Below are 19,529 nucleotides of genomic sequence, written 5' to 3'. Positions count from 1 at the left end.
GATCTCTTAACCTAAATTAGCTTGGCAGTTTACCTACTCCCCCACCAAAGGGGTAGCCAGAAAGTGTAAGATTTCATTCATGACTTCCTGTACACTTTTATGCAAGCCAACACTCAACTATTTTTAAGGTATATATCACTTACACTAAATCAAATAATCGCATTAATATCATTCAGTTAAATCAAATCAATAACACGCCCTATCATTTCCTCTCTTTTTCACTCGAAAAAACAAATAGCGGTCTACTTTCCTTAAAATAAAACATCTCAATAACATGAATATTATCAATTGGTAATTTCATTGCAGATAATAAAACTCCAATCAGAAATAAGCTTAAACATGTAAAACGCTAACCCCATTTTCTATTTTGCAAGACGACCCTATACCCATCACAATCACTAAATGTTACTCCATCAATATCCCAATATGGGTTAAATGGTCTCACTCTATTAAATCCTGCATTATCCATTTTCAAACAAACATTGAGCCACTCATCTCGATTAGGAATATACAGTATCAATAAATCCTCATTGGTAGGGGATGGTGATACTGGGTGCTCATGACATTCTGTAAATTCAATATGCCATCCCAGATTTACGTTTCCTAACATGCACCCGCTGAAGCCATCATGATTTGAAAATGAGCCAATTATTTCTAGCCCTAATCCACGACTATACATTTCACTACTTTTTGCTAAGTTACTCACTGGTCTAGCTATTCGAAAGTGCTGAAAACTCATGCTCACCACCTTTAATTTAAACTCTTACACGAATCCAATTATTAATTAACTATTAGCCGATACTTGTCAAATTCTGAGCAATCAACCAGAAAATATTTTTCATTTAATAAGTGTAACTCTTAAAGATTTTTAGTTAATTTTCTCCCGTCAATATGAGGTGTACAAAATAGAATGGGTAGGCTCGTGGGCTTATTCGAACGGCTCTGATATTTTCGGGTTAGTTAAGTTGACCATCTTAAAGAGGGCAAGTTCAAGGTAGTTAATTGTGAGTTAGTTTACATAGGAGCTTTGGCATTTTTAACTTAGAAAAAAAGCATTAATACTATTTCATTATCTAGACATCGATGTTATAACCAATTGGAACTATAATTATCACTAGTTAAGTGGGAATATTATATGGTTGATAACAAGGGATTCACCGATTTTCTTATTCGCGCCAAAATCAATACTTATGCAGGTTCAGCAACCACATCCACCGCCCCATTTCCTAATTCAAAAATGCTTACCTTCAAGGACGAAAACTTGGTCTATCAAGATGTATATTTTGGGATGAATCAATTTGCAGGACAAGAAGTCGTTTCATTAGATAATAAACCTATTTGGTCAATGGTATATTCTAGCCAACAAGTAAAAAATGGTCATGAAAACGAAGTTTATAATTTTTTAAAAAAAGCTTTGTTAAAAATACCTAATAACGCCCCTTATCGTGGGCCATCTGATTTAATTGATGGCTCGGGCTTACGCTATCAAAATAGCCCCACTGGAGATATCAGTCTATTTAGTGGTGTTGAATCAATTTGGCATGAGGAAGTCTTGCTTTATCGCTTGCATTACTCCGGGGGATGGATACTGTAAAGTCTGCTTCTTCAATTGTTATTAACTAGTAACTATCTGTGCCCCTGTTAGCTGATAACCATTAATCCATTCATAGCGATCTTTTGCCGTGACTTTGTTGCCTTTCTGGCAGGTCAGAAGCTCCAGCGCGTTAATATCGAATGCCACTATCTTTAATGGATACGGGCTACGCTTGTCACTCTCCGCCTGAACAGTCATTGTGGTATAACTTTACCTGTGGCTGTTTTAATTCTCTCTGGGGCTTTAATTACCGTTCCTGATGTGGTGATCGTGATTGATTTTGCTTTTCTCATTTCTGGTTTATTCATCTTCATATCATCAACGCATACCCATACGTTAGAATTTCATACTACTCACAACCAATTTTATTGGAAAATAATTCTAAATAACAACCAAAATAAAACAAGTTAATTCTACTTTGTGATTAACTTATACATTGAATTACATGTAATGGCATAATAGAAAAAGTTTGTTCTGGACTATATTTCCACCCCCGATTCTTCTCGGGGTTTTTTATGTCTACTTCCCAATCATTAACCAACTTTCAATTGCAAAAAACTACATACGGGATAATTCCGCATGTAGATATAACCTATTTATTGTAATTAATTCTGTCACAAAACCCGATTAGCGATCATTGGTCATCGTTTCAGTGACCAATGGTGATAGGCTATAACACATTGATATTTACTCAGAGTGCTTATTAGCATTGTGGTGGTATTGCCAGCCAGTGACGAACCTCCGATTTCAGAGCCTCTTAATGCTACAATAACTAATGTTGAATTTATTAGGATTAATTTATGTCACACAATAGCTCAAGGTCAAAAGCCCTTAACTCTGAACTGCCGTTAAATCAAAGAGCATCCCATGCTAGAAGCTGCGCTAATCATGTTTCTGCTAGACTTGGTATAACACGAGAGGAATTGATTAAAGTCACAATGGAAGCAACAGGTGTAGATTTGAATAAGCCGAAAAACGAAAGTGAACTAATGGAAGCTTTTAACTATTTTGAACAACTTTGATTTGCCGCGATTACAGCATGTTCTGCCAGTAATAATGGCGTACTTCCACACCTCACCGCAACGTTGACGCACTTTCTTTAGCTTCTCGGTTGCTCCGCGCTTTTCCATAATAGAAAGTACTTCGAGTAATTCCATTGGTTTGATTTCGGCAATTGGGGATTACCTATATAAGGAAAAACGTCTTTTTCGAATGCGTCCATCATGTCATCACGATAACCAACAGACCAGCGATCCTTTCTACCCTCATACCATTCAAGGGCTATATTTTTAAAGGTGTTTTCAGTTTGGTTAATTGTTGCCGCTTTTTCTGATTTTCTAGCTTCACTTGGATTAATACCATTGGCAACCTGTTTTCGTGCCTCGTCTCTTTTCGCTCTTGCTTCATTGAGTGTGACGACAGGATAGATACCTAAAGATATCATTTTGGTTTTGCCAGCGAATTGATAGCGATAACGCCAGCCTTTGGAACCGTTAGTTTCAACTAACAAAGATAGCCCGTTACCATCCGCCAGCGTGTAGGATTTTTCTTTTGGCTTGGCACGCTTGATTGCCATATCTGTTAGCTTCATAAATCACCAATATTGTATAGGAAAATTGTAGAGGGAATTTCTATACAAAAAACTATACAACAAATTGTAGAGATTTAGAAAGACGTTAGTAGACTTCGGTAGAGTGAGATTTCGCTAGAATTCTTGGTTTAACTGAGGTCAGGAGACTTTAGTAGACTTGATTGGAAATGAAGATGGCGGAGGAGGAGAGATTCGAACTCTCGGATGGTTTCCCATCGGCGGTTTTCAAGACCGCTGCCTTCAGCCGCTCGGCCACCCCTCCGCAATGACGTGAACTATAAACATCCTCTTCGTGGATGTAAACCCCTAATTTGATCGTTCGCTTTAAAAATATACGCCTTTCATACATTTGGGCGAAAATATCAACATTCTAATGACTTTACTTGGGTTATTTCTCTATTTTTGCTAAATTTGAGACCTAATTTTATTTGAGTTGAAAAGAGTATGTTGATCTTTAATAATCAAGAAATTAAAACAGACTCGCAGGGTTACCTGCTCGATAGCCAGCAATGGAGTGAAAAATTAGTCCCTTTACTCGCGCAGCAAGAGGATATTGAACTCACTAATGAGCACTTAGAAATCATCCGATTTGTGAGAAATTTTTACTTAGAATTCAATACATCTCCAGCTATCCGTATGCTGGTTAAAGCCGTCTCTCAGCAATTCGGGGAGGAAAAAGGTAATAGTCGCTATTTATATCGCCTTTTTCCTAAAGGCCCAGCCAAACAAGCCACTAAACTTGCAGGCCTGCCAAAACCTGTGAAATGTATTTAATTTCTTACTGATAGCGGACAGAAAAGTCTGCTATCGGCTCTGTCTTCCATGTTTCGCTGAAAAAATGGTCAATTTTAGCACCGGGTGGCCCGCCTGCTTTTAGCCACTCATCAACAAATTCAATATCTTGCTCTGAGCCATAAATAGCAAGCTTAACACTACCATCATCACGATTACACACAAAACCTTTTATACCGTTCTGATTTGCCCAATGATAAGTTTGGTAACGAAAGCCAACGCCTTGAACCCGACCATAAATATAGAAGTAGCGACCTAATACAGCCATATAAGCCTCCATTGTCACAGCATAATTATTGATAACTTCTTTTAGCAGTTGTTTTTTATTCATTGAACAGATAATCTGCTATTGAGGCACTGCTTTTAATAGTTGCGTATAAAGACAGTGTATTGCGTTATTGATAATTGTCCATATCTTAGCTTGAAAACGCACAGCACTGCCCATATATATTTTGAAGTATAAGCAAGGCTTTTAGGAGGTCGCTATGATGATCACCAGCAAATATGGGATCGGGCAACAAGTCAGACACAAACTTCTCGGCTACCTAGGCGTTGTTGTTGATGTGGATGCCGAATATTCGCTCGAACAACCACATGATGATGATATTGCCGCAAACAGCACACTACGCGATCTACCTTGGTATCATGTTGTAATGGAAGATGACAACGGTGATGCTGTTCACACTTATCTAGCTGAAGCCCAAATTACCTATGAAACCGCAGAAGATCATCCCGAACAACCTTCTATGGATGAACTAGCGGAGTCAATCAGGTCTCAGTTGCTGGCACCACGCCTACGCAACTAACAATATAATTACGCATGAGCGCAACCGTAAAGCAGCATATCGCTGCTTTACTTTTTTACATTAAAAAATAATTTATTTTTCAAGGCCTAAAGTTGAAATTTCCTGTTTGGGGCATTTATCCATAACAAACTGTAAACCCGCCTGCAAAGCGATCTGTTGCGCTTCTTCGCTAATCACCCCTATTTGTAACCATAAAACTTTTGCTTTGACTTCCACGGCTTCTTTTGCAATACCTACCGCCGCCTCGGAATTACGAAATACATCAACCATATCAATAGATTGAGGAATATCACTTAATTTTTCATAAACCAATTGTCCCAGCAACTTCTGACCTGCCAATTTAGGGCTAACGGGTATAACGGTATAACCTTGATGTAAAAGATATTCCATAACTTCATAACTCGGCCTATTTGCCTTATCACTCGCGCCGACTAAAGCGATAGTCTGGACACTCGTTAAAATTTCAGCAATTTCTTGATCTCTCATCAAAATATCTCCTAAAACCAGTAAACTATTTATTAGCATTATGATATATGTTGTACATCATTGCTCACTCAGTTTTTAAAGATGCTACAGCACATCTTATTTAAGGGAACATCATGGAATCCACTACCCGTAAAATTACAGCCTCAAAAAATATAGCTTTGGTTGCCCATGACCACTGTAAGTCTTCACTACTTTCTTGGGCACAAAAAAATAATGAGCGACTTCAAACACATAAACTCTATGCAACGGGAACGACAGGTAATTTAGTCAACCAACATACAGGCTTACCCGTCACCAGCATGCTGAGTGGCCCAATGGGGGGAGATCAACAAATTGGTGCAATGATTGCAGAACAAAAAATTGACCTATTAATCTTTTTCTGGGACCCACTCAATGCAGTCCCTCATGACCCAGATGTAAAAGCATTACTACGCTTAGCGACAGTGTGGAACATTCCAGTTGCAACCAACCCAGCAACCGCTGATTTTTTAATTACTTCACCTTATTTTGATAGCACTATCGACATTGTGATCCCTGATTACCAAAGCTATCTAACCAAGCGTACTAACTAATTATTCCGCATTGTGTGCCGGAACATTCGGTACACAATGTCCCTCCCTACGGTTTTTTCTGCTTTGCTACACCTAACTGCTTGAGTTCATCAACAAATATTGATGGTGTGTCAGGGTTATATAATAGCCAAACTTGCTGCTTAGCCCGTGTTAACGCAACATACAGCAACCGTCGTTCTTCCGCATGTTCAAAATCTTCGGGTTCAGGCAACAGCGCTTGTTCAATAATCGATTCTCTTGCAGGTGCAGGAAAACCATCCTTACCATTATTTAAGCCACAAATAATCACATGCTCTGCTTGCTGCCCTTTCGATGCATGTATGGTCATAAATTGAATATTTAACTTTGGCCAACGAGTTTGTGACTTATGCAAAATTTCAGGTTTTAAATAATGATAGCGAGCCAATACTAATATTGTTTCATCATCAAGCACATAACCACTCATTTTATCCAACAGACGTTCTAATGCATCTTCATAAAGAAGAACGACTGATTTTTTGTTACCTTTGGTTAAGCTATTTAATGGTTTATCGAGTTGAATTGGATTTTGTAAAATAAAGCGATTGGCAATATCCCCTATTCGTTCATTGAAACGGTATGTTGTATCCAGAGCACAAAGTTCCCCTTCACCAAAGTTGTTTTCAAATGAAGTGGTTAAATCCAATTTTGCACCACTAAAACGGTAGATTGCTTGCCAATCATCACCGACTGCAAACAATGTTGTTTGTTTATTTTGCTGACGTAAGGCATGTAATAACTTAGCTCTCTGTGGGGAAATATCCTGAAATTCATCAACTAAAATGTGCTTCCATGGGCTGATAAAGCGTCCTTTTTCTAAAATATTGACGGCTTGATGAATTAACCCCGAAAAATCAACTGCACCTTCCTCTTTTAATGCACTTTTCCATGCTTTTAACAATGGAGCCATTAAACGCATACGCTTTTGGAAAATATACCTAATTTCTTCATTCGTATTATCAACCATCTCTTTTTGGCTACCACCATGCATGCGCATTAAACTAAGCCAGCGCTCTAGTCGTGTAGCCACTTTCTTGCTAATTTTTTCGTTATGCCAAAATTCGCCATCTGGAATATCCCATTGTAATTCTTCACAAAGCCATTCTCGCCAACCTTTTGCTTGCGCTTTCTTCGAGGAACACTGTTCCCGCCACACTGTCAGCAACAGAGATTGTCGTTTTTGGCTATCTGTTTCTAATTCACTAACAATCGGCGATTTTTTACTTCCTTCTCGAATAATATGCAGCGCAAGTGCATGAAATGTTTTCGCTTCAATATCTTGTTGTAAACGCTGCGAAATACGTTCATTCATTTCATCTGCGGCTTTACGACCAAAAGCCAGCAATAAAATTTGCTCTGGACTAGCTAATCTACGTAACACGAGCCAGCCTGCTCTCGCAACTAAAACAGACGTTTTACCGCTACCCGCACCAGCAAGCACTAACACATTATCTTCACCATTGATCACAGATAAAGATTGTGAATAGTTAAGTGGAGTCGATTCAACCTGTTGAAAAAAATCATGATAGCGAACAAGAACAGACTCACTCCATTGCTCATTAGCCTGTTTACGGCATTGCTGGCCATTATTCAACCAATCAATGCATTGATGGTATTGCTTTGAACAATTTTCAAACTGCGGTATACGGGCCAAAGGCAAAGGAAGTGATGAAAATTTTTGAGATATTTTATCTTTAATCTGGGTGAGCTGCCGTAACGTTAGCCAATGGTCTTGCTGACTTAGCAACGCTATTTCTCTTACCAATTCGTTTAATACTTTCGCACTCACCAAACTCATTTCCGTGCTCCACTGTTGCCATTTTTCATACAAATAATGGTAAAAGCGCTGAGTTTGTTTCCATTCAGTACCGTGTAGGCGAACGACTTGCTCGTCCATAATTTCAAATTCTAATTCACCCCAAACAATGCCCCGCTTACAACGAAGGCCAATAAGTTCATTGAATGGAATAAGATATTGGTGATCCTCACCACTTACCTCGATACCCGCGTTGAGTAAGCGAACCCGATTGTAGGGATGCTGAGCCAGACGCTGTCCAATCTGTGTTGATTTCAGTTCCATACGTCCTGCACCTAAAAAATCAATGATAAAAACATGGTTTGCTTGATTCCAAACGGTTTTTTATTCTTTGTAAACACGCTATTCTATATAGACTCGGGATTGTCTTACCTTTGAGGTACTTTGTGTTAACGCTGCTTACCAGTTATCGTCGTGTGCTATATAACAGCCATGTTTTATATTATATCCGAATCTTTATAGCCCTGACAGGCACAACCTTAGTGCCATGGATTTTAGGCCAAGAGCCTAAAATTACGATCCCATTAACCTTGGGTGTCGTTGCCGCTGCTTTAACTGACTTAGATGATAGGCTAACAGGTAGAATAAAAAATCTTATTATTACTCTTTTTTGCTTTTTTATTGCCTCAGTCTCAATTGAACTATTATTCCCCTACCCACTATTTTTCTTTTTTGGATTAGCTTTTTCAACTTGTGGCTTTATCCTACTTGGCGCTTTAGGACAACGTTACGCAACAATTGCATTTGGCGCTCTATTAATTGCTATCTATACCATGTTAGGCGTTCCAATTTTTGATACTTGGTATCAACAACCTACCTTATTGCTCATCGGAGCTATTTGGTATAACGTTTTAACATTAATTGGCCATATTTTATTTCCTGTCCGGCCATTACAAGACGCTATCACGCAATGCTACCAACAACTTTCAGCTTACCTAGATGCAAAAGCTAACTTATTTGACCCCGATCTTGAAGATGATTATCAGCGCTCAGTTTATGATCTCGCGTTAGTAAATAGTCATTTAGTCAGTACCATGAACCACGCCAAGATAGCTTTGTTGAGCCGACTTAAAGGCGATAGAGGCCAAAAAGGCACTCGAAATACACTACATTACTATTTTGTTGCTCAAGACATTCATGAGCGAGCAAGTTCTTCTCATATTCAATATCAACAGCTTAGCCGAACCTTACGCCATTACGATATTCTATTTCGCTTTCAACGTTTATTAACCATGCAAGCAAGAGCCTGCCAACAAGTGGCGCAGTCCATTCTTTTACGCAAGCAATATCAACATAACCCACGCTTTGAGAGAACCTTTACCTATCTTGAAAATTCCTTATTATTGCTTAAACAACAATCCCCTGAGTTGCATGAAATTAAGGCATTACATAACTTACTTAAAAATTTGAAAGGTATTGATGTACAACTTAAAGGCTTAGGTATTGAGCAAAGTTTATGGCAACAAAACAACAAACAAATAGAACAATTATCTGATGAATCATTGTCTGGCTTTGGTGATATCATTACTCGGGTGAAGCATCATTTAACCCCCAAGTCATCGTTATTTCGCCATGCCGTTCGGATGTCGATACTCTTATGTACCGGTTATGCCATCATTCAGCTATTTGATATGGAAAGAGGATATTGGATATTACTCACCAGTTTATTTGTTTGCCAACCTAACTATAATGCGACAAAACGTCGCTTAGCACTAAGAATTATTGGTACCATTGTTGGTATTTTAATTGGATTACCACTATTAAATCTAATTCCATCCATTGAAGGCCAACTCGTGCTTATCGTCATATCTGGCCTGCTATTTTTTATGTTTCGCAGCAGCCAATATGCACAAGCGACCCTTTTTATCACCCTATTAGTCCTGTTTTGTTTTAATTTACTTGGTGAAGGGTTTGATGTCGCTTTACCCCGTATCATTGACACCTTAATTGGTTGCTTTATTGCGTTACTCGCTGTGAGTTTTATCTGGCCTGATTGGAAATTCCGCCAACTTCCACAAGTGATTCAAAAAACAATGGACAGTAACTGCCGATACCTTGATGCCATTTTGCTACAATACTATCAAGGTAAAGATAACCGTCTCGAATATCGAGTTGCACGCCGCGACGCCCATAATAATGATGCTGAATTCGCGTCTATTGTCTCTAACATGGCCTCAGACCCTAAGTCCTATAGGGTCACCCAAGAACAAGCGTTCCGCCTATTGTGTTTAAACCATACATTACTGAGTTACATTTCCGCATTAGGCGCTCACCGTGAAAAAATGCAAAATGAAGACAACTTAGCATTGCTCAACGACGCAATTTGCTATGTTGAATCATCCTTGCAAATCACTGCACTAGACCCACATGTCATCGATGAAAAATCAGATAAACTTCGCCAGAGCTTACTCAGTCGAATTGATAACATCTCGACGAGTGATGATGAAAAAACCTTGCTTATCATGGAACAGACAAGACTATTGCTTGAACTTATTCCTGAGATAAAACAAATCATCATAAAAATCAGTGCGTCATAAATACACCGGTAAGCGGGTATAAAATACATTAATATAATTTATACCCGCATCTCCTTCATCTTGATGCTACAGAGCATCATAAACATCCAACAAACTAATTCTAAACAAAATTATACAAGATTAAGCTCGAAGCTGTTATACCAAGCGATCAATTCTTGCTTAATTGTTTTGGGTAACACCGCACTATGGCACCCTTCTATCGCCGCAGCTAAACCAATTAATAACTGAATACTTGGGTCATGCTTACCATACTGCTTTAACTTCATAAAACAGGCTTTTGCCCCCATAGTGCGCAAATCATCCACCTGAGAAATACCAATTTTCCCTAATGCACGTTCAACCGACATGTTCATGTTTGGTAAGTCTTTTATCCGCATCGTAATCGCTTTTTTTTGTTTTAGCTCTTCAATAGCTGAATGGTATGCCAGCTCGATGTATTGCAAAATCAAAGCTTCATTACACCAAATCTGCTCTGAAATCTGATAGTATCGCATCTCTAAAGGAACCCCCTTCTTACTATAAACTAAGCGGTTAAGCCCTGATGCTTCAAAATGACTGCGTGCCATTAAGCAACCTCTAAGATAAAAATCCCCATCCAAAACTAATCCTACAATGGCATCATTTACCAATAAGCAAAATCCCCCAAAATGATTCTTACGTTTAAGTTCACCAAATTGACCTAACAAGCGCGATAAATAAAAAAACTTTTCGTCCATTAATAACATACTCCTTAGCTCCTTTTTCACTATGTGCAATTTTCATCCTTGAGAAAATAAGTTTTATAATGTCTTGCTTTACAACCAATTACGTACAGACAATTTTGAGAGCTGCAATAAAAAATGCCAAGAAGAAAGCAGAAAAAAACGACAAAGTTGCGAAGCGCTTTGAAAAAATAACCTTGATAGTGGATAAATATACAGTTACTGTATGTTCATACAGCATTGTAACGAGGTGAATTATGAGCATCTACTCTTGGAACGAAACAACAGAACATTCTCTTAATAATTATGCGCAAGCTATACCATCTATTGAGCTGGCAAATAGCACGATACAACAAGGTATGGTGAGCGAACTTGTCTACGATGAAAAGCACCCAATTATGGATTATATTTTGCTACCTATGCTGCGCCAATTCGGTGTTCAATCACGTTGGTTGCTTTGGTTAAGCCCAAATAAAAAGTTAAGTAAACACTGGTTAGAGCAATCTGGAATCCCGACTCATAAAGTTATGCAGTTAAATCATATGGATACCATTACAACTATTGATGCAATGGAAAAGGCATTAAGAAGTGGTAACTATAGTGTGGTTCTAGGATGGTTGCCAGAAATGAGTGAACAAGACTTTGAGCGTCTGCAATATGCTGCACAAGAAGGCCATTCTATTGGATTTATCATGCGCCCACAGAAAACCTATAATATGGCTTGTACGCAATCTAGACAACCAAATCACTTAAAAATTCACTCAAATCACTATCACTAGCTAAGATTAAGAATTTTCTTACTAAATTTCACCTTTAGTAATATTTATCCCTAAAGTGAAATGAAAAGTATTGAAGATCAATCAGATAGATAATAAATAAACATAAAGATAAATAAGCTTATCTCTCTGATTTATACACTAAAAAAATACTTTTTTTAACGTTTATTGCTCACTCTACTTGTATCTTTTTAAGTTCGTTGTAGACTTTAGCTTGTTAAGCTTATGGCATTATTTTTTACTTTTTATATTTTTTTGTAGATAATGTCCGCGAAACCTAGCAAGTAAATTGAACCAATGGCATATAATAAGGCTCAGTGAAGCCAAGCCAATATATTGGATGATAACGAGGCGTAAAATGAAAAAAACAGCTATCGCAGTAGCAGTGGCAGTAGCCGCTTTTGCAACAGTTGCACAAGCAGCTCCAAAAGATAACACTTGGTATACCGGTGCTAAATTAGGTTGGTCTCATTATGAAAATACTAACCTAAACCCAGCAAAAACTGGTACAGACTATGAAGGTTGGGGCTCAGTTGGTTCTTCAACTGACCGCGATACCTTCGGTGCTGGTGCATATGCTGGTTACCAATATAACCAGTATTTAGGCTTTGAACTGGGCTATGACTGGTTCGGTAAAATGAAATACAAAGGTACTGACAACAGCGGTGACCTGAAATCTATGGGTGTTTCATTAACTACCAAATTAAGCTATCCAATCATGGATGACTTAGACGTTTATACCCGTTTAGGTGGTATGGTTTACCGTACAGAAGCAAAAGCTCACCAAGATGGCGAGCGTTTCAAAGAAACTGATACTGGCGTTGCACCTGTATACGCATTGGGTCTTGAGTATGCAATCACTCCAGAGTGGGCAACTCGTTTAGACTACCAATGGGTTAGCAACATGGGTGATAAAGACAATATCGGTACTCGTCCAGACAACGGCATGCTGAGCGTTGGTGTTGCATACCGCTTTGGTCAAGAAGATGTTCCAGTAGTTGCTCCAGCTCCAGTTGTTGAGCCAGCGGCTCCAGTTGTTGAAAACAAACGTTTCACACTGCGTTCAGACGTTCTGTTTAACTTCAACAAAGCAACTCTGAAACCAGAAGGTCAGCAAGCTCTGAACGAACTGTACAACGAACTGAGCAGCATCGACCCAACTCAAGGTCGCGTACTGGTAGTTGGTTTCACAGACCGTATCGGTTCACAAAACTACAACCTGCCACTGTCACAAAAACGTGCTCAGTCTGTAGTTGACTACTTAGTATCTAAAGGCGTTCCAGCAAGCGCAATCGCTGCTGAAGGTCGTGGTAAAGAAGATCCAGTAACTGGTAACAAATGTGACGCTGTTAAAGGCCGTGCTGCTCTGATCGAGTGTTTAGCGCCAGACCGTCGCGTTGAAATCGAAATTCAAGGTACAACTGAAGTTGTATCTCAACCAGGTGCTTAATTCTTAGCCTAGTTTGAGTTTTGAACTGAATAAAAACCCCAATGTAAATTGGGGTTTTTTTTGCATTATGAAATCAGTATTAAGCATAAACGACCTATTGCCTATCAAGATCTTCAATCTAGCACCATCAAAAGAGAATGATCTTATTGGATCCCTAAGGTATCTCTGTGTCTGAACCTTTAGAGGCGCCTAAGATCGCCTGCAAATCCTGTTTTAACGAGCTCATTTGGTTTTCATACTTATCTTTATGTTCAGCGTCCTCAATTAACTGGATAATCGTTTCAGACAATGTTTTATTACGTTTCACTGCTAAATTGGATAAACGCTGCCAAACAGCAAAATTCAGATCTATCGATTTTTTTCTCGTGTGTGGGTGCTCTGCATTAAAATGACGCTTGCGCCTTGCACGAATGCTTTGCTTCATGCGGTTATCAAGCCCAGGAGCCATATGTAATGCAATCCAATTAAGCACCTCTGTTGGGCTGTTTTCCATTTTTAACAGCAAGTCTATCGCTTCTTTTTCCGCGCTTCTTTCAATGTAACGCGTGATCGCTTCACCAGCTCTCGCTTTATTGACGAGGTAATCCCATTTCCAGCCACATTCAAGATTTTCAAGCTGCTGATATTTCATAATATTTCCTGAATAAAACCGAATCTATCCTTATATTAGCAATATTATAAACAAATTGCTCAAGCAGAAATTCGATTTAGTTAAATAATCATTTTTCAATGAAAGAAGATAACCCGTTCTTATAAAAATAGTGTACAATCCGCATCCATCTGTTAACAAATTAATAAAACTGCATGTCCACTTTTGAAAACATACTCGTCATCTATGGGATTGGCGGGTTATGCGCAATGTTATTCACCCTGCTCGTCACAAAAGACCCAAATTGCTTTATGCGTATGCTTAGCGCCATACTTATTGGCTTCACTTGGCCAATGACATTACCCGTTGTGTTCATGTTTTCGTTATTCTAATCGATAATTCAACAATTATTGCTGCAAGATTGCCTATCAAAGGCTAATATAACAAACTTGCCCACTGGGTAATTAATTGACCTGAAAATTGTTTATAAAACAAACAATATGATTTAGCAACTTTATTCAATAAACCTAATTCAGGCATATGCGCCCAGCTAATTAGCAGGCATTTTATTTATAACCCTATTAATAGCAGATAATTATAGTGATCAGTCAAGAACTAACATGGCAAGGCCTAATTCCTAACTTATCGTCATTTCAGGCAAAATTTGTTTCCTCAGAAACACTAATCCCAACAACATTTGCTGACATCCAGCCTAGGCTGTTCAATGGGATACAACATTTTGTTGATGAATGTGCCCAAACACGCTTTATGTTTATCAAATCTGATGAAAACGAGGAATACCTTAGCATTTACGCTGACACAACTAACTCATTGTTACTCGATGTAAAAGGTATTGATGGTGACTATCAATTATCTGAAGATAAGTACTCTATTCAATGGAAAGAAGGCATTAAAAGCCGCTTTTCCTCTCGTCAAACCATTGCATATCGCAATTGGATAGAGCCAGAACAATTATTTGGCTACGTCACTCCGTCTTTAAATCTTGTACCAGGGTTATTACATCACATTAATGGCGGTGTGCTCATCATCGCTGCCAATGCATTAATTAGCCAGCCACTTATGTGGAATAGACTAAAAAGTATGGTTAGTCGCCGCCAGCTAGAATGGTTGCCCTACTCTGATAACCAATCGTTGCCAATTGAAGTTGAGCCCCAGCCACTCGAACTGAAAGTTATTGTGGTTGGCGACCGACTCGCTTTAGAAGAGTTGGAGTACATATCACCAGAACTATTTGAAATGGCCATCTACGGCGAATATGAACCTATTATGTTCTTTGAAGATGAAGAACAATTAACTCTATGGATGCGTTATATTAAATCCATTATTGATACCCATAAATTGCCAGATATTTCACCGGATGGCTGGCCTTCCCTGATCCAACAAGCTATTCGTTATTGTGAGGATAAGTTTAATCTTCCCCTTGATATGCTATGGCTAACAAGATGCCTTAAAGATGCGGCACATTATCAAGTCAATAATTTATTAACTCAGAATTCATTTATCCAAGGAATTGAGAATCGCCAATGGCGTCATAGCTTTCTGGCTGAACGCACTCAAGACGATATTTTACAAGAACAAATTTTTGTAAAAACTGAAGGCGAAGTGATTGGCCAAGTCAATGGATTATCCGTATTACAATACCCAGGGCACCCTGAAGCCATTGGAGAACCATCACGTATTACCTGTGTGGCACATTTAGGTGATGGTGAATTTACGGATGTAGAACGCAAAGCCGAGTTAGGTGGCAATATTCATGCCAAAGGCATGATGATCATGCAAGCGTATTTAAACTATGAGCTCAAATTAGAGCAACCTCAGCCATTCTCTGCCTCTATTGTTTTTGAGCAGTCCTATGGTGAAGTCGATGGTGATAGTGCCTCTCTAGCCGAGCTATGTGCCTTAATTAGTGCACTCGCATTACAGCCCATCGACCAACAAATTGCGGTAACTGGTGCCGTTGACCAATTTGGTTATGTTCAACCGATTGGTGGTGTGAATGAAAAAATTGAAGGCTTCTTCGATATTTGTGCTAAACGCGGCTTAACGGGTAACCAAGGCGTGATTATTCCAATGTCTAACGTACGACATTTGTGTACCAAAGATACGGTGATTGAAGCGGTACAAGCAGAGCAATTTCATATTTGGCCCGTTGAACATGTCGCTCAAGCAATCACACTTTTAACAAAACAACCTTATTTTGAACAACAAACTGAAGAAGAAAATGTACACCTGTTAGCTTTAATTCATGAACGCATTAATCACGCTAATTCACCAGATAAAGCTAGACTTCCTTGGTTCTTAAAGTGGATGAGTTAAGTAAAGATTGCGTAAAAAATAGCAGATCGGAGTTGTTCAGCGTACAACTGTAAGCTATCCTGTAACCCTATACATAATAAAGGCTATCTGAAGAATATGGTTGAGAAACGCGGGTCCTACACAAAAGATGATTTAATTGCTTCTGGTAAGTGCGAGTTATTTGGTGAAAATGGCCCGCCACTGCCATCAGGCAACATGTTGATGATGGACCGCATCGTCAGCATGACTGAAGACGGTGGTACATATGGCAAAGGCTATGTGGAAGCTGAGCTGGATATTAACCCAGATCTTTGGTTCTTTGGCTGTCACTTTACGAATGACCCTGTCATGCCTGGCTGCTTAGGACTTGATGCTATGTGGCAATTAGTTGGTTTCTATCTAGGCTGGCTTGGTGGCGAGGGTAAAGGACGAGCATTAGGCGTTGGCGAAGTAAAATTCACAGGACAAGTCCTACCAACAGCTAAAAAAGTTACCTATCGCATCAGTTTTAAACGCGTGATTAACCGCAAACTGATTATGGGATTAGCCGACGGTGAAGTCTTAGTTGATGGGAAATTAATCTATACCGCAACTGACCTAAAAGTAGGCTTATTCAAAGATACTAGCGCATTCTAAGCTTATAAATACAAACCTCCGCAATCGCGGAGGTTCTTAAATCGATTGATGTCTTTAAATTAAAAAACCGCAAATTGTTCCAAAGGACGGGCAGGTTATTTTAACCTAAAGGCTCAGAAAATAGTGGCATTAAATAACGGCTACAGCTCGATCCTCCATCGCTTTTCGCCACCCACCTAGCCAGTGCGAACGAGCATCTACTGCCTGATATGGGCACAGCTCTTTTGAGCGACCTGCTAAACCTGCTTGATAACCTCTTGATAAAGCTCTTTCTAAACGGTCACGCTTCTGTCTTTTCATGCCTTACTTCCCTCATTATTAAGAATGGAAAAGAAAACAGTACCTATCATTCGCGAATAGGTACTCTATAGAAATAACGCCCGTTAATAAGAAAATCAAGTAAAGATTTTCATATATTTGTCATAAATGGCATAAATGTGATTTGAATACAGTTATTGATATAACAGATTGATTTTATTGAATATAGAATATTGTTTTATTTATCATAGTATTAGATGATTACGAAAAAACCACTACTCGCACTCTATATACATTGAAAATATTAATGTTTAGGATAAAAAATGCACCCAGATAGACATATTAACTATGTCAATCTAAGGTGCATTTTGTATAAGCTAATTAGCTTGTTAAATCAGTACTTACTTATTTCTTTTACAATATTATCAGCCACCTGCTGCCAACCCGCAGACAGGATACGCACAAGCTCAGGGTAACCATCTTCATATTGTTCTAACTGCACATCAAAATTACGACGAATGATGGTTTTACCATGTGTAAATGTCCAGAACCCCTGCACCAATACTTTGCCATCATAACGGCCATTAAATGCTGTCAACGTGATATCCAATGTATCAGGTGAGTTCTGCAATGGTTGCAAAGACACCAGTTTATCGGGTAATCCCGCTGATAACTCGTTCACCATTGCTTGACCTAGTTGCTGCTCTAATGGGCTAGCCCACAAGTGAGTGCTCGCATTGGTATAGCTGACATCTGTCGTCTGATAAGTAATACCGTTTGATGTCAGTACATCAGATAACATAATGCGTTGTAGCCATACTTGGCCTTTATCCATAACCGCCGCAGACTGTGTCTGAGGAGCTTTCATTGGCAATTGGTAATACTTTTTCTCTGGGGTACTACTGCATGCTGCCAACAGTAAAACAAATATTGATAATAAATATCTCATTATTTTTTCACTCCCTTCGGCTCTACATCCTTCGTCGGTTCGGCTTCAAACACTAATGCATTACTCTTATTATTTAACGTACGTAAAAGTGGCTGAACTTCTCGCAATACCTGGTCTAAGCGCTGCATATTATCCACCATTTTATTATAAGCTGGTGAACCCGGTTGGAAACCTTTCATTGCGCGGTTCATCTCTTGCAATGTTTTTTGTAGGTCATGCGGTAAGTTTTGGAACTCTTTGCTCCCCATCACTTTGTTTAATTCAGCCAACATCGCGTTTGCCTCTTTAACCATTTTTTGCCCTTCCGCCAGCGTTTGTGTGGTTTGGCTAAGCATTGGTTCAATCGGCATATTGTTAATTTTGTCTAATACCGCAATCACTTTTTGTTGGATCTGAGCTAAACCACCACTCGTTGTTGGGATAATTTTATACCCAGCCACGACCGTTGGGCCTTTGTAAGGCTCTAAATTTGGCACAAAATCTAAATCCACAAAAAGCGCCCCCGTCAGTAAATTACCTGACTTTAACGATGCCCTTAATCCATCCTTCATTGCCAGTTTTAATTCATTTTTTAAATTAAAATTCGCGCCAACATCTTTAGAGAAACGCTCTGGCTCAATGTGGATCAAAACAGGTATCCTAAAATCATTATCCAGAGATTGATCGAGTCCTTCCGTATAAAAAGGGACTTGAGCAACCGTACCTAAGCGTATCCCACGAAATTCTACAGGTGCTCCTGGCTGCAACCCACGTACTGAATCGGAGAAAAATAAAATAAACTCTTGATATTGGGTATACAATGAATTTTGAATACTACTTTGATTATCAAAGAGTTCAAACTGAGCATTTTCCTTAACACTCGCCCCTGGCACCCAACCATCCGGTACGTCAAAGCTTACCCCACCGGTCAGTAATGTAGCAATCGACCCCATTTCAACGTGAACGCCTTGAGAGGACATATCAAACGCGATACCACTATCTTTCCAGAAGCGGACATTAGAGCTGATTAGTTTGTCGTAGGGTGCGTTAATGAATAATTGATAACGCATATCACGCTGCTCCATATCGAAATTACTGGTTTCAACAGAACCAACGCGATAACCGCGGAATAAAACAGGATCTCCCGGATTTAATTGACCTGCTTTATCACTCGTCAAAACGATACGTATTCCTTTAGCGTCTGGTGATGCTAAAGGTGGTGTGTCTAGTAATTTAAACTCAAAATGCTCTTTTGCCGCTAAGCCTGGTTGTAGCTCAATATAAGCTCCTGAAAGTAAAGTCCCAAGCCCTGTTACACCATCACGACCAATCGTGGGTTTCACAATCCAAAATGCGGAGTCGGTACGAAGCAGTTCCTTCATATCATTATTTAAGCGAGCCTTAATCAACACTCGGCTAAAATTGTCATCCAATGTCACGCTTTCTACAACACCAATATCGACGCTGCGACTTTTAATTTTAGTTTTACCCGCTTCAATACCTTCAGCATTGTAAGTAATCAATGTCACTTCAGGGCCTTGATTACTGAAATGGTAAAATAAGATCCAAGCACCAAGTAAAACAGTTATGATTGGTATCACCCACACGGGTGACCAACTCCTTAGCTTGCTGACCTTGGCATCAGCCTGTGGCATTTCTTTTG

21 protein-coding genes, 1 tRNA gene and 1 pseudogene are annotated in these 19,529 nt (G+C 39.1%); 11 read left to right on the top strand and 12 right to left on the bottom strand.

Annotated features, from left to right (window positions below; all coding sequences use genetic code 11):
- Positions 1-349: 349 nt before the first annotated feature.
- Positions 350-739 carry a VOC family protein gene (locus tag ACLPIE_RS07660; protein WP_430260926.1) on the bottom strand — a complete coding sequence of 130 codons (390 nt, stop codon included), beginning with the start codon at positions 737-739 and terminating at the stop codon, positions 350-352.
- A gap of 396 nt (positions 740-1,135) precedes the next feature.
- On the opposite strand from ACLPIE_RS07660, the gene ACLPIE_RS07655 reads away from it, so the two are divergent.
- Entirely contained in the window at positions 1,136-1,594 is a 459-nt protein-coding gene (locus ACLPIE_RS07655) for a DUF5680 domain-containing protein (protein ID WP_430260925.1), read from the top strand.
- A gap of 21 nt (positions 1,595-1,615) precedes the next feature.
- Here the strand turns inward: ACLPIE_RS07655 and ACLPIE_RS07650 are convergent, their stop codons facing one another.
- Positions 1,616-1,792 (bottom strand): hypothetical protein, encoded by a 177-nt coding sequence (locus tag ACLPIE_RS07650; RefSeq protein ID WP_430260924.1) that lies wholly within the window; start codon positions 1,790-1,792, stop codon positions 1,616-1,618.
- A 602-nt stretch (positions 1,793-2,394) separates the two neighbouring features.
- Between ACLPIE_RS07650 and ACLPIE_RS07645 the strand changes: the two genes are divergently transcribed.
- A complete protein-coding gene (locus tag ACLPIE_RS07645; protein WP_430260923.1) occupies positions 2,395-2,616 on the top strand; it encodes a hypothetical protein in 222 nt (73 codons plus the stop codon).
- A gap of 21 nt (positions 2,617-2,637) precedes the next feature.
- Here the strand turns inward: ACLPIE_RS07645 and ACLPIE_RS07640 are convergent.
- Both ACLPIE_RS07640 and ACLPIE_RS07635 read right to left on the bottom strand, forming a co-directional pair.
- Positions 2,638-3,185: pseudogene (locus tag ACLPIE_RS07640) on the bottom strand (tyrosine-type recombinase/integrase); the annotation flags it as partial.
- A gap of 174 nt (positions 3,186-3,359) precedes the next feature.
- Positions 3,360-3,447, bottom strand: a tRNA-Ser gene (locus tag ACLPIE_RS07635).
- A gap of 182 nt (positions 3,448-3,629) precedes the next feature.
- On the opposite strand from ACLPIE_RS07635, the gene tusE reads away from it, so the two are divergent.
- Entirely contained in the window at positions 3,630-3,959 is a 330-nt protein-coding gene (gene tusE / locus ACLPIE_RS07630) for a sulfurtransferase TusE (protein ID WP_430260922.1), read from the top strand.
- A gap of 4 nt (positions 3,960-3,963) precedes the next feature.
- Here tusE and ACLPIE_RS07625 read toward each other — a convergent pair whose 3' ends face one another.
- On the bottom strand, positions 3,964-4,245 hold the full coding sequence (locus ACLPIE_RS07625; protein WP_430260954.1) for an acylphosphatase: 282 nt from the start codon (positions 4,243-4,245) through the stop codon (positions 3,964-3,966).
- 217 nt (positions 4,246-4,462) lie between these two features.
- On the opposite strand from ACLPIE_RS07625, the gene hspQ reads away from it, so the two are divergent.
- Complete coding sequence (gene hspQ, locus ACLPIE_RS07620) at positions 4,463-4,783, top strand: heat shock protein HspQ (RefSeq protein ID WP_430260921.1); 321 nt, start codon at positions 4,463-4,465, stop codon at positions 4,781-4,783.
- Positions 4,784-4,855: 72 nt separating this feature from the next.
- On the opposite strand, the gene ACLPIE_RS07615 is transcribed toward hspQ, so the two are convergent.
- Positions 4,856-5,269 carry a CoA-binding protein gene (locus ACLPIE_RS07615; protein ID WP_430260920.1) on the bottom strand — a complete coding sequence of 138 codons (414 nt, stop codon included), beginning with the start codon at positions 5,267-5,269 and terminating at the stop codon, positions 4,856-4,858.
- Positions 5,270-5,382: 113 nt separating this feature from the next.
- Between ACLPIE_RS07615 and ACLPIE_RS07610 the strand changes: the two genes are divergently transcribed.
- Positions 5,383-5,841, top strand: coding sequence for a methylglyoxal synthase (locus tag ACLPIE_RS07610; protein WP_430260919.1), 459 nt, complete (start codon positions 5,383-5,385; stop codon positions 5,839-5,841).
- Between the two features lie 46 nt (positions 5,842-5,887).
- On the opposite strand, the gene helD is transcribed toward ACLPIE_RS07610, so the two are convergent.
- Positions 5,888-7,939, bottom strand: coding sequence for a DNA helicase IV (gene helD / locus ACLPIE_RS07605; RefSeq protein WP_430260918.1), 2,052 nt, complete (start codon positions 7,937-7,939; stop codon positions 5,888-5,890).
- A gap of 122 nt (positions 7,940-8,061) precedes the next feature.
- Here helD and yccS point away from each other — a divergent pair, with 122 nt between their 5' ends.
- A complete protein-coding gene (gene yccS, locus ACLPIE_RS07600; protein WP_430260917.1) occupies positions 8,062-10,212 on the top strand; it encodes a YccS family putative transporter in 2,151 nt (716 codons plus the stop codon).
- Between the two features lie 110 nt (positions 10,213-10,322).
- On the opposite strand, the gene ACLPIE_RS07595 is transcribed toward yccS, so the two are convergent.
- Positions 10,323-10,928 carry a TfoX/Sxy family DNA transformation protein gene (locus tag ACLPIE_RS07595; protein ID WP_430260916.1) on the bottom strand — a complete coding sequence of 202 codons (606 nt, stop codon included), beginning with the start codon at positions 10,926-10,928 and terminating at the stop codon, positions 10,323-10,325.
- Positions 10,929-11,170: 242 nt separating this feature from the next.
- Here ACLPIE_RS07595 and sulA point away from each other — a divergent pair, with 242 nt between their 5' ends.
- Together sulA and ompA are read left to right on the top strand one after the other, a co-directional pair.
- Positions 11,171-11,692: an SOS-induced cell division inhibitor SulA gene (gene sulA / locus ACLPIE_RS07590; protein ID WP_430260915.1), complete on the top strand. Its 522-nt coding sequence runs from the start codon at positions 11,171-11,173 to the stop codon at positions 11,690-11,692.
- A gap of 355 nt (positions 11,693-12,047) precedes the next feature.
- Positions 12,048-13,139, top strand: coding sequence for a porin OmpA (gene ompA, locus ACLPIE_RS07585; protein ID WP_430260914.1), 1,092 nt, complete (start codon positions 12,048-12,050; stop codon positions 13,137-13,139).
- Between the two features lie 154 nt (positions 13,140-13,293).
- Here ompA and matP read toward each other — a convergent pair whose 3' ends face one another.
- Positions 13,294-13,770, bottom strand: a complete 477-nt coding sequence (gene matP / locus ACLPIE_RS07580; protein ID WP_430260913.1) for a macrodomain Ter protein MatP — start codon at positions 13,768-13,770, stop codon at positions 13,294-13,296.
- A gap of 173 nt (positions 13,771-13,943) precedes the next feature.
- Between matP and ACLPIE_RS07575 the strand changes: the two genes are divergently transcribed.
- The 3 genes from ACLPIE_RS07575 (at position 13,944) to fabA (ending at position 16,680) form a co-directional block, all read left to right on the top strand.
- Entirely contained in the window at positions 13,944-14,120 is a 177-nt protein-coding gene (locus ACLPIE_RS07575; RefSeq protein ID WP_430260912.1) for a GhoT/OrtT family toxin, read from the top strand.
- A gap of 208 nt (positions 14,121-14,328) precedes the next feature.
- Entirely contained in the window at positions 14,329-16,065 is a 1,737-nt protein-coding gene (locus ACLPIE_RS07570) for an AAA family ATPase (protein ID WP_430260911.1), read from the top strand.
- Between the two features lie 96 nt (positions 16,066-16,161).
- A complete protein-coding gene (fabA, locus tag ACLPIE_RS07565; protein ID WP_430260910.1) occupies positions 16,162-16,680 on the top strand; it encodes a bifunctional 3-hydroxydecanoyl-ACP dehydratase/trans-2-decenoyl-ACP isomerase in 519 nt (172 codons plus the stop codon).
- A 129-nt stretch (positions 16,681-16,809) separates the two neighbouring features.
- On the opposite strand, the gene rmf is transcribed toward fabA, so the two are convergent.
- The 3 genes from rmf to pqiB all read right to left on the bottom strand — a co-directional run bounded on the left by rmf (position 16,810) and on the right by pqiB (position 19,521).
- Positions 16,810-16,980, bottom strand: a complete 171-nt coding sequence (rmf, locus tag ACLPIE_RS07560; protein ID WP_430260909.1) for a ribosome modulation factor — start codon at positions 16,978-16,980, stop codon at positions 16,810-16,812.
- A gap of 352 nt (positions 16,981-17,332) precedes the next feature.
- On the bottom strand, positions 17,333-17,887 hold the full coding sequence (gene pqiC / locus ACLPIE_RS07555) for a membrane integrity-associated transporter subunit PqiC (protein ID WP_430260908.1): 555 nt from the start codon (positions 17,885-17,887) through the stop codon (positions 17,333-17,335).
- On the bottom strand, positions 17,887-19,521 hold the full coding sequence (gene pqiB / locus ACLPIE_RS07550; protein WP_430260953.1) for an intermembrane transport protein PqiB: 1,635 nt from the start codon (positions 19,519-19,521) through the stop codon (positions 17,887-17,889). The genes pqiC and pqiB overlap by 1 nt, the downstream gene beginning before the upstream one ends.
- Positions 19,522-19,529 lie beyond the last annotated feature (8 nt).

The sequence above is a fragment of the Providencia sp. Me31A genome (assembly GCF_050487165.1).
Taxonomy (GTDB): domain Bacteria; phylum Pseudomonadota; class Gammaproteobacteria; order Enterobacterales; family Enterobacteriaceae; genus Providencia.
Note: the sequence above shows the minus strand (reverse complement) of the source record. Positions and strands in the feature narration are given on the sequence as shown.

Excerpts from the sequence above, each read along its gene's own strand:
- ACLPIE_RS07660 (WP_430260926.1), bottom strand. The coding sequence starts at position 739 with ATGAGTTTTCAGCACTTTCGAATAGCTAGACCAGTGAGTAACTTAGCA.
- ACLPIE_RS07655 (WP_430260925.1), top strand. The coding sequence starts at position 1,136 with ATGGTTGATAACAAGGGATTCACCGATTTTCTTATTCGCGCCAAAATC.
- ACLPIE_RS07650 (WP_430260924.1), bottom strand. The coding sequence starts at position 1,792 with ATGACTGTTCAGGCGGAGAGTGACAAGCGTAGCCCGTATCCATTAAAG.
- ACLPIE_RS07645 (WP_430260923.1), top strand. The coding sequence starts at position 2,395 with ATGTCACACAATAGCTCAAGGTCAAAAGCCCTTAACTCTGAACTGCCG.
- tusE (WP_430260922.1), top strand. The coding sequence starts at position 3,630 with ATGTTGATCTTTAATAATCAAGAAATTAAAACAGACTCGCAGGGTTAC.
- ACLPIE_RS07625 (WP_430260954.1), bottom strand. The coding sequence starts at position 4,245 with ATGGCTGTATTAGGTCGCTACTTCTATATTTATGGTCGGGTTCAAGGC.
- hspQ (WP_430260921.1), top strand. The coding sequence starts at position 4,463 with ATGATGATCACCAGCAAATATGGGATCGGGCAACAAGTCAGACACAAA.
- ACLPIE_RS07615 (WP_430260920.1), bottom strand. The coding sequence starts at position 5,269 with ATGAGAGATCAAGAAATTGCTGAAATTTTAACGAGTGTCCAGACTATC.
- ACLPIE_RS07610 (WP_430260919.1), top strand. The coding sequence starts at position 5,383 with ATGGAATCCACTACCCGTAAAATTACAGCCTCAAAAAATATAGCTTTG.
- helD (WP_430260918.1), bottom strand. The coding sequence starts at position 7,939 with ATGGAACTGAAATCAACACAGATTGGACAGCGTCTGGCTCAGCATCCC.
- ACLPIE_RS07595 (WP_430260916.1), bottom strand. The coding sequence starts at position 10,928 with ATGGACGAAAAGTTTTTTTATTTATCGCGCTTGTTAGGTCAATTTGGT.
- sulA (WP_430260915.1), top strand. The coding sequence starts at position 11,171 with ATGAGCATCTACTCTTGGAACGAAACAACAGAACATTCTCTTAATAAT.
- ompA (WP_430260914.1), top strand. The coding sequence starts at position 12,048 with ATGAAAAAAACAGCTATCGCAGTAGCAGTGGCAGTAGCCGCTTTTGCA.
- matP (WP_430260913.1), bottom strand. The coding sequence starts at position 13,770 with ATGAAATATCAGCAGCTTGAAAATCTTGAATGTGGCTGGAAATGGGAT.
- ACLPIE_RS07575 (WP_430260912.1), top strand. The coding sequence starts at position 13,944 with ATGTCCACTTTTGAAAACATACTCGTCATCTATGGGATTGGCGGGTTA.
- fabA (WP_430260910.1), top strand. The coding sequence starts at position 16,162 with ATGGTTGAGAAACGCGGGTCCTACACAAAAGATGATTTAATTGCTTCT.
- rmf (WP_430260909.1), bottom strand. The coding sequence starts at position 16,980 with ATGAAAAGACAGAAGCGTGACCGTTTAGAAAGAGCTTTATCAAGAGGT.
- pqiC (WP_430260908.1), bottom strand. The coding sequence starts at position 17,887 with ATGAGATATTTATTATCAATATTTGTTTTACTGTTGGCAGCATGCAGT.
- pqiB (WP_430260953.1), bottom strand. The coding sequence starts at position 19,521 with ATGCCACAGGCTGATGCCAAGGTCAGCAAGCTAAGGAGTTGGTCACCC.